This window comes from uncultured Novosphingobium sp., from assembly GCF_964277725.1.
In the GTDB taxonomy this organism is placed as follows: domain Bacteria; phylum Pseudomonadota; class Alphaproteobacteria; order Sphingomonadales; family Sphingomonadaceae; genus Novosphingobium; species Novosphingobium fluoreni.
The window spans coordinates 1-8,826 of sequence record NZ_CAXYKL010000219.1; the positions used below are offsets into that span (position 1 = coordinate 1).

The 8,826-nt window shown below is 68.4% G+C and carries 10 protein-coding genes and 1 pseudogene; all 11 read left to right on the plus strand.

Annotation, left to right across the window (positions count from 1 at the left end):
• Positions 1–362: pseudogene (locus tag ACHWRX_RS12560) on the plus strand (hypothetical protein); the annotation flags it as partial.
• Between the two features lie 161 nt (positions 363–523).
• Positions 524–925 (plus strand): DUF3168 domain-containing protein, encoded by a 402-nt coding sequence (locus ACHWRX_RS12565; RefSeq protein ID WP_394659441.1) that lies wholly within the window; start codon positions 524–526, stop codon positions 923–925.
• A gap of 3 nt (positions 926–928) precedes the next feature.
• Positions 929–1,336, plus strand: a complete 408-nt coding sequence (locus tag ACHWRX_RS12570) for a phage major tail protein, TP901-1 family (RefSeq protein WP_394659442.1) — start codon at positions 929–931, stop codon at positions 1,334–1,336.
• Positions 1,333–1,647, plus strand: a complete 315-nt coding sequence (locus ACHWRX_RS12575) for a gene transfer agent family protein (RefSeq protein WP_183615573.1) — start codon at positions 1,333–1,335, stop codon at positions 1,645–1,647. Before ACHWRX_RS12570 ends, ACHWRX_RS12575 begins: the two co-directional genes overlap by 4 nt.
• Positions 1,644–1,838 carry a phage tail assembly chaperone gene (locus ACHWRX_RS12580; RefSeq protein WP_058736318.1) on the plus strand — a complete coding sequence of 65 codons (195 nt, stop codon included), beginning with the start codon at positions 1,644–1,646 and terminating at the stop codon, positions 1,836–1,838. Before ACHWRX_RS12575 ends, ACHWRX_RS12580 begins: the two co-directional genes overlap by 4 nt.
• On the plus strand, positions 1,831–2,391 hold the full coding sequence (locus ACHWRX_RS12585) for a tail tape measure protein (RefSeq protein WP_394659443.1): 561 nt from the start codon (positions 1,831–1,833) through the stop codon (positions 2,389–2,391). Before ACHWRX_RS12580 ends, ACHWRX_RS12585 begins: the two co-directional genes overlap by 8 nt.
• Positions 2,392–2,447: 56 nt before the next feature.
• The gene (locus tag ACHWRX_RS12590; RefSeq protein WP_394659444.1) at positions 2,448–4,778 is read left to right on the plus strand and encodes a TIGR02217 family protein; all 2,331 of its coding nucleotides are present in this window, start codon (positions 2,448–2,450) and stop codon (positions 4,776–4,778) included.
• Positions 4,775–5,596, plus strand: a complete 822-nt coding sequence (locus ACHWRX_RS12595) for a DUF2163 domain-containing protein (protein WP_394659445.1) — start codon at positions 4,775–4,777, stop codon at positions 5,594–5,596. The genes ACHWRX_RS12590 and ACHWRX_RS12595 overlap by 4 nt, the downstream gene beginning before the upstream one ends.
• The gene (locus ACHWRX_RS12600) at positions 5,593–6,030 is read left to right on the plus strand and encodes a hypothetical protein (RefSeq protein ID WP_394659446.1); all 438 of its coding nucleotides are present in this window, start codon (positions 5,593–5,595) and stop codon (positions 6,028–6,030) included. Before ACHWRX_RS12595 ends, ACHWRX_RS12600 begins: the two co-directional genes overlap by 4 nt.
• Before the next feature lie 12 nt (positions 6,031–6,042).
• A complete protein-coding gene (locus ACHWRX_RS12605) occupies positions 6,043–8,232 on the plus strand; it encodes a phage tail protein (protein WP_394659447.1) in 2,190 nt (729 codons plus the stop codon).
• Positions 8,233–8,261: 29 nt separating this feature from the next.
• Complete coding sequence (locus ACHWRX_RS12610) at positions 8,262–8,720, plus strand: DUF2793 domain-containing protein (protein WP_288487226.1); 459 nt, start codon at positions 8,262–8,264, stop codon at positions 8,718–8,720.
• Positions 8,721–8,826: the final 106 nt, after the last annotated feature.

The following is an 8,826-nucleotide window of genomic DNA, read 5'->3' on the forward strand; positions in this document are numbered from 1 at the left end:
TGCCCTCCCACGCCTGCTGGCAAGTGCTGGCGACCCGCCCGGTGCAAGCGATCGTCAGTGTGGAGCAGATCGCCGGAGACGGCACGCGCGAAACGCTGGCGTCCGATCGCTACGAGATGGAATTGCGCGCGGACGGCTCCGGGCTGGTCCGCCTGCGCTTTCCCCAGGCGGGCCGGGTCGCGGTTCGCTTTGCCGCGGGCCTGGCGGCGGACTGGGATGCCCTGCCCGAAGCCTTGCGCCACGGCATCGTCCGCCTCGCCGCGCACCAGCATCGCGCGCGTGAGGATTCGGGCGCAGCGCCGCTGCCGCCTGCCTCGGTCGTCGCGCTGTGGCGGCCATGGCGACGGGTGCGCATCGCATGAGCGCGCAAGTCCCCGGCTTCGACTCGCTCGTCCGCCGCCTTCAGGCCCACGCCGTTCGGCTGGCCCAGGCCCGCCGCTCCGCCCGCCGCCCCAATCGCTGGCACGATGCTCGCTGGCGGGAAGCTCGCTGGCTCTGGCCTCTTTTTACGAAAGGATAAGCCATGGAAGTGCCCTTGCGCGCCGCACTGATCGCCTGGCTGCGGGCCGATGCCGCGCTGACCAGCCGCCTCAACGCCATCGTCGAGGAAGCACCTTCGCGCACCAGCCTGCCCTGGCTCTCCCTCACCGCCAGCGCCAGCACCGACTGGAGCACCAAGACGCAAGCGGGCCGCGAAGTGCGCGTGGCCTTCGAACTGCACGCCCGGAGCGATGCGCCGGACGGCATCGCCGATCTCGTCGCGCTGATCGAAGCGCGTGTCGCCAGCCTGCCGCGAATGCAGCCGGACTTCACGGTGGTGTCCGCCCGCTTCCTGCGCGCCCGTGCCGAACAGCGTGGCGAAAGCCGCCGCGCCACCCTGATCGAATACGCCTTTCGCGTGCTCGCCCCCTCAACAGGAGACTGACCCATGACCGCCCAGAAAGGCAGCGCCTTCCTGCTCAAGATTGCCGATGGCGCGATACCCGCCGTCTATCAGACCGTCGCCGGGCTACGCACCACGCAGATGAGCGTGACCGGCGAAAGCGTGGTGATCACCAACAAGGCCAGCGCGGGCTGGCGCGAACTGCTCTCCGGCGCGGGGGTGCGCACCGTGTCCGTCAGCGCGGCGGGCATCTTCCTGGGCAGCGCGGCCGAAGCCAGGGTGCGCGCCAATGCGCTGGCGGGCACGCTCGACGATTACGAGCTGTCGTTCGAGGATGGCGAAAAGCTGCGCGGCCGGTTCCTGGTGCAGCGGCTGGACTATGCCGGCGATTTCAACGGGGAGCGCAACTACACGCTGCAGCTGGAAAGCTCTGGCCAAGTGGTGCCGGCATGAACGCGGTCCCCAACCCCCACCGCGGTGAGGCGGCCCTGCCGTTGGGCGACCGCACGCTGACGCTGCGCCCCAGTTTCGGTGCGCTCTGTGCGGCCGAGGAGGAATTGGGCCCGCTGTTCGCCTTGGTCGAACGCGCCAGCCGTGGCGAACTGCGGCTGCACGAGATGGCCAGCCTGTTCTGGCACTGCCTGACCGAACGTGACGGGTGCGATCGCGAGGCTTTGGGCGAAGCGGTGCTGGCGCTGGGCCTTGCCGCCGCCGCCGTCCCCTTGCGCGCGCTGTTGCACCAGATCCTGCGCGGCCGCGAATGAGCGAGCGGTTCGCCCCGGTCGCGGTGGCACTGAGCGGGGTGGCCGCGCGGCATCTGGGCTGGCGGCCGGACGAGTTCTGGCGCGCCACGCCCGTGGAACTCGCCACCGTGTTGGCGCCGCTGGTGTCCGAGGATGCGCCCGGGATCGATCGCGCGCTGGTCGAACGCATGATGGAGCAGGACCATGGATGATGAAATCGAAACGCTGCTGGTCGAAGTGCGCGCCGGGACGGACGGCTTCGCCCGCGACGTGGAACGGATGCGTGCCAGCGTGGATGGCAACCTGATCGCAGGCTTCAATCGTGCGGGCGATGTGCTGGAGCGCGGCCTGACCGGGGCGATCCGCAAGGGCAGCCTGGGATTCGACGACTTGAAACGCGTGGCCCTGGGCGCGCTGGACGCCATCGCGGCGCAATCGCTGAAAGGGCTGCTGGGCGCCGGTCTGGGCGGGGGTCAGGCCGGCGCGGGCATCGATCTTGGCGGTCTGGCGGGATCGCTGCTGGGCCTGCCCGGCCGCGCGACCGGCGGCAATGTCGCGCCGGGGCGGGGCTATATGGTCGGCGAGCGCGGGCCGGAGGTCTTCGTGCCGACCAGTGCCGGACGGATCGAGCCGACTGCTTCGGCAGCGCGCGACGTCCGCGTCTCGATCAACCTCAGCGCCCCCGCCGGAACCAGCGCACCGCGATCGTTGCAACGCTCCTCCCGCCAAGTGGCAAGCGCGGTGCGGCGGGCTTTGCTGAGCTGAAGCAGGCCGAACCCCTCCACCGCCAATCCATTCATCTGTTTTGAAAGGTCTTCCCGATGCCATTCTGGCTCGCCGACAAACGCGATGGGCAGCAAAGCGACTGGATCCAGCGCTTCGACCCGCGTTTCTGGACCGTCAACTTCCCACGCCCGATGATGGCCAGCGTCATCTCCACCGCGCCTGACGCGCTGCGCCTCAATCTGGCGTTTTTGCGCAAGGCGGACCTGGCGGGCCTGATCTGGGAGAGCGAGGACCGGCTGGACCACCCCCTGCTTTCCTATGCGACGCAGCGGGACTATGCGCATGCCACGCTCACCTTTCGCTGGCGTTCGGCGGGAGTGATCGCGCTGGATGCCGTCAATGGCCCGACGTTGACCATCGAAGGCCGCGACCAGAGCGGGGCCGCGCGCACCTGGTACGTTCGGCTCTGGAACTATGCAGATGGCACGCCGGAAAAGGCGCTGGTCACGCTGCCATTCTCGGCGCTGGAGGGCGGCTTCGCGCTGCCTGCCGACGCCGATCCCGTCTGGCCCGGTGCGATCGACCGGCTGTTCATCTCCATCGCGCCGCCCGGCTATGAGGGGGCGAGCGCCGACCCCCTGCCCGCCGAGGTAGAAGGCTGGGTCGAGCTGACCGAAATCCGCTGCACCGGCGCGCGGGCGATGCTGGAGATCGGCGACGTCATGATCGCGCCGACCGGCCTTGCCATCGCCACCGGCTTCGATGACGAGGGCGTGCAGACCCCGGCCCGCCTGCTGCGCAACGTGCGCCAGCTCGGCTATCGCGGATCGGTGGTCCATTATGTGGGCATGAGCCACTATTTCCGGCTGGCTCAAGCCGATGGCGCATTTCTGGCGGGCAGCACCGCCGATCCCTTGAACACGCCAACCCGCGCCTGGCACCTGGCGTTCTTTGCCGAGTGTGCGCGGCTGGGCTTCAGCCCGATCGCCTCGCTATCGTACGAAGTGCTGGCGCAACATTGCCCGCCCGCGTGGATGCAGCGCGATCTGGCGGGGCAACCGGCGCTGACCGGATGGAGCCCGCCGTCCTCGCTGCTCTCCCCGGCGAACGGTGCGGCGATGACTTGGCTGCAATCGGTCGCAACCGCCTTTGCCCAGCTGATGCGCGAGGCGGGGGTGCCGGTGCGCTTCCAGATCGGCGAGCCGTGGTGGTGGACGTTCGGCGATGGCCGCATCTGCCTCTACGATGATGCCGCCCGCGCCGCCTTCGGGGGCGATCCGCCCGCGATTCCGAACCTACGCGTACCGCTCACCGCTGCGCAAAAGGCACTGCTGGATGCGGCGGGAGCGCTGCTGGCGCAATCCACGGTCGCGGTGATCGGCGCCGTCCGCGCCGCCGTCGCGCCCCAGCCAGTGGAAGCGCTGCTGCTGGTCTTCACGCCCACCGTGCTGGACCCGGCGACACCCGAGGCCCTGCGCGCCAACCTGCCGACAGGCTGGGCCGCCCCCGCCTTCGACCGCCTGCAAGTGGAGGACTACGACTGGCTGACCACTGGGGCCGACGCCCACCGCCGCGCCGCCTACGCGCTGGTCGACGCGCGCCTGGGCTATCCGCCGCACGCGCAGGACTACTTCGCCGGATTCGTCCTCAATCCCGCACGAAACGCGCAGTGGCGCGCGATCGATGCCGGGATCGACGAGGCGATCACGCGCCAGCCGCACGAAATCGTCGTCTGGGCGCTGCCCCAAGTCGCGCGCGACGGCTTCACACGCCACCCCATCTCAGGAGACACCGACATGCAGGCCTTCGACGATGTGCCCTATCCCCTTGCGCTTGGTCGGGATGCCAGCGTCAGTCCCGAATTTTCGACCACGGTGGCGATGACCGCCTCCGGGTTCGAACGGCGCAACGCCTTGTGGTCCGACGCGCGGCTGCGCTTCGATGTGGGGCCGGGGGTGCGTTCCGAAACAGAGATGGGCACGCTGATCGCCTTCTTCCGCGCTCGTCGCGGACCGGCGCGCGGCTTTCGCCTGCGTGACCCGACCGATTTCAGCTCTCGCGCGATGACCGGCACGCCGACGATGGTGGACCAGGTGCTGGGCCACGGCGATGGCTTGCGCACCGCGTTCCCGCTGATGAAGCGCTATGGCGTGGGTGAGGATGCGCAAGTCCGGCGGATCACCCGGCCGGATGCAGTGTCCGTGCTGGTCAGCGTCAACGGTGCGGCGGCCACAGGCTGGTCGATGGAACCGGGCGGCGTGATCCAGTTCGTCGCGCCCCCTGCCCCCGACGCGGTGGTGCGCGCCGGGTTCCTGTTCGACGTGCCGGTACGCTTCGCCGAGGATCGCCTCGACATCTCCGGCGCGGCCTTTGCCGCAGGCGAGGCCCCCAGCGTCCCCATCGTCGAAGTGCGGGAAGCGGCATGAGCCGGGTCTGGTTTCAGCAAGCGCTGGAAACCGTCGCCACGTTCTGGCGCATCCATCGCCGCGACGGGCTGACTTTCGGCTTCATCTCACACGACCGCGACATGTGGCTGGAGGGCGTGCTCCACCGCGCGGCGCCCGGCATGGTCCCCTCCGCCATCCGCCGCAGTGGTGGGCTGGACGCTGACAGCGCCGAGGTTTCGGGCGTGCTGACTCATGACGGGATCAGCGCGCAAGATCTGGCGGCGGGCAAGTTCGACGGCGCTCGCGTGCGGATCGGCTTGGTCGACTGGGAAACGACCGAACGCGAAATCATCTGGGTCGGCACGCTGGGCGGCGTGACCCAGGAAGATGGCGGGTTCACCGCCGAGCTGGCTTCACGCAAGGTGGAACTGCTGCAGGATCAGGTGCCACGCACCAGCCCGACTTGCCGCGCGGTGTTCTGCGGGCCGGGCTGTCATCTCAACCCGGAATTCTTCACGCACGAAGCGACGGTCGCGACTGTAGACGGCGAGGACGGAACGCTGGTCCTGATCGCGCCCGTTGCCCCCGAACGGCTGGCCGGAGGGACCTTGCGCTGGATCGACGGCGCGCACGCGGGTGAGACGATGCAGATCCGCCGCGTCGATGCCGAGGGTGCGGTGATCCTCGATCGCCCCATCTCCCACCCGGTCGAGGGCCAGCGCGTGATCGTGCGCGAGGGTTGCGACCATTCGCTTGGCACCTGCAGCACCCGCTTCGCCAATGCCGCGAACTTTCGGGGCGAGCCGTTCCTGCCGGGCAACGACCTGCTGGCGCGATACCCGGTGCCCGCGACATGACCGAAGTAACCATGACCGGTGAGAGCCTGACCGGAAAAAATCTGGCCGCCGCGGCCTCCCGCCTGGCCGGTACCCGCTTCGCGCCGCATGGACGCGATCCGGCGACAGGGTTGGATTGCCTGGGCCTGCTGCTCGCGGCGATGGCGGCCTGTGGCGAACGCCCAGCCCTCAGCGCGCACTACAGCGTGCGGCGGCGCGGTGAAGGCGAAGCGCTGGCCACCGCCATGCGCTTGGGCCTGATCGACGCGAACGGCCCGGTCGAGCCGGGAGACGTGCTGCTGGTCCGCTGCTCGCCGGTCCATGTCCACGTGCTGATCGCGCTGGGCGGCGACCGCTTCGTTCACGCGCACGCCGGGCTCGGCAAAGTGGTTGTCGGCGCCCGCGACCCGGATTGGCCGCTGCTGTGCCACTGGCGCTTGTCTCCTTCCGCTTGAGGATTTCGACCCATGGCTACCCTTGTCTTCAGTGCCGTCGGTACCGCGCTGGCCGGGCCGCTTGGCGGCGCGATCGGCGCCGTGGCGGGGCGTCAGTTCGACACCGCCTTGTTTGGCCCGGCCCGGCGGGGGCCGCGCTTGCGTGAGTTGGAAGTCACCCTTTCCAGCTACGGCCAGCCCATCCCCCGGGTCTTCGGCCGGATGCGCATTCCCGGCGCGATCATCTGGGCTACCGAGCTTCAGGAGCATTCCGAAGTGACCGGCGGCAAGGGCCAGCCGGCGACCACGCGATACAGCTACACAGCCAATCTCGCCGTGGCGCTTTCCAGTCGCCCCATCAAGGGACTCGGCCGCATCTGGGCGGACGGCAAGCTCCTGCGCGGCGCGGGCGGCGATCTCAAGGTCGGGGGAGTGTTACGGCTGTATACCGGCGGCGAGACGCAATTGCCCGATCCGCTGATCGCCGCTCAGGAAGGCGAAGCCGTGTGCCCGGCCTTTCGCGGCCTGGCTTACCTCGTTTTGGAGGGGCTCGAACTGTCCGATTTCGGCAACCGCGTTCCCTCGATGACGTTTGAGGTCATCGCCGATGAAGCGGTGCGACTTTCCGATCTGACGGACGGCCTCGAAACCGCCGTTATGGAAAACGACAACCTGGGCGGCGTCACCGGCCTGCTTGTCGACGATGGCATCGCCAGCACGTTGTCCGATCTTGGACGCGTGTTCCCGATCACGCTGGACGCCGCCGGGGCAACGCCGCGCCTGCGTATCCCGACACCCGCCGCGCTGATGCAGGACGCCGCGCTGCTGGATGCTCCGTCCATCGCCGTGGAGGACGATAGCTTCGGCAGGCAAAGCGGAAGCCGCCGACACCGCGCCTCGGCCAGCAGCCCCGCATCGCCGGTGTTGCGCTTTTACGACATCGAGCGGAATTTCCTGCCCGGAACGCAACAGGCCAGTGGCCGCGCTGTGATAGGACAACCCGAACTTATTGAGCTACCCGCTGCGCTTTCGCCCGCCCAGGCCCGCGTTCTGGTCGATCACGTAGCGCAGGAAGCGGATGGCCTGCGCGATCGCCTGGCATGGCGGACGACCACGCTGGATACGGCGATCTCGCCGGACACGATTGTTCGTCTGCCCGATCGGCCGGGCCGCTGGCGGGTGGAAAGCTGGGAATGGCGTGAAAGCGGTGTGGAGCTGGAGCTTGTGCGCGTTCACATGGCCACGCCCGAGGCGTCCACCCCGCCGACCGGCGTGTTTCCATCCCCGATCGATGCCCCAGCCGCCAGCACAACCCTCGTCGCGCTGGAATTGCCGTGGGATACCACCTCCGGAATGGCCGATCGGCCCCGCCTTGCCGTCGCGGTCGGCGCGACGAGCGCCAACTGGCGCGGCGCGGCGCTCTACGTCGAACGGGAGGGCGGCCAGCTACAGCCGCTCACCACACCGTCGCGAACCCGCGCAGTGCTGGGTGCGGCCCGGGACGTCCTAGCTCCCGCCAGCCCACTGCTGTTGGACCGGGCAAGCCATGTCACTATCGAACTCACCGCGCCGGACCAGATGCTCCGCCCTGCCGACCTCGCAGACCTCGATCGCGGGGCCAACATGGCCATCGTGGGGCAGGAGGTCCTCCAATTCCTCTTTGCCGAGCCGCTGGGCGGTGGGCGATGGCGTCTTTCCGGGTTCCTGCGCGGCCTGGCCGGGACGGAAGGCGCCATCACCACACACGTCAGCGGGGAACCCTTCGCCCTGATTGACGAGCGCTTGACGATCATCGACAGCACGGCGGCGCAATGGGAGGGCGCATCACGTACGCTCGCCATCGGTCTGGGTGACGTGGCCCCCGCTTCCTCGCCTATTCTTCTGCCGGGCATCGCCCGTACTCCGCTGGCACCCGTCCATCCGCGGGCCGTCCTCCTCGCGAATGGCGGGTTGCAACTGTCCTGGGCCCGACGCGCGCGTGGCAACTGGCGTTGGCGCGATGGTGTGGATGTCCCCCTTTGCGAAGAGGCCGAGCGCTACCGCGTCACGATCGAAAGCGACGGTGAAATCCATCGCGTCTGGTTGACGACCGAACCGACCCTTCGGATTTCGTTCGAGGACCTTGCCGATCTCCGCCTCATGGCACCCGGCGGCGTCTTCCATGCTCGCCAGCAGGGCACCCACACGCTCTCCCCGCCCCTCATCCACGCGCCTCTCCTATGACACCCACTCGCTCGCCCTTGGAGACTGAAATGTCCGACCCCGCCCTGTTTCCCTCCGTCACCCCGCGCCATGCCTTGCCCCTGCTTTTCACCTCGCAGGCGCAAAAGGAAGTTTTCCACAATGAGGCTCTGGCGCGGATCGACGCGCTACTGCATGCTGCGGTGGAAGGAAAAATCGACACGCCTCCCGCCGATGCCGAAAGCGGCAGGGCGTGGCTGGTCGGATCGGCACCCACCGGGGCATGGATCGGCCACGAGAATGAGATTGCCCTGCGCCAGTCCGGCCAGTGGATCTTCGCGACACCTGTCGCGGGCCTGCGGATCTTCGATCTCGCAGCAAAACAATTCGTCGTTTTTACAGATGCTTGGCAAAAAGCTGACGCAGTTGCGGAACCAACCGGCGGGTTAACTGTTGATAGCGAGGCTCGGGCCGCTATCGGAGCGCTGCTCTTGGCACTCCGGGCTGCCAGTGTCTTACCGTCCGTCTGACGGCAGTGAATGTAACAGGGGCTTTTTGTGGTGTTCGCAACGCAGTTTTGGCAATGCGAACAGTCTCATGGGGCTCAAAACGTGTCGTTATTGCAACAGTCGCTGT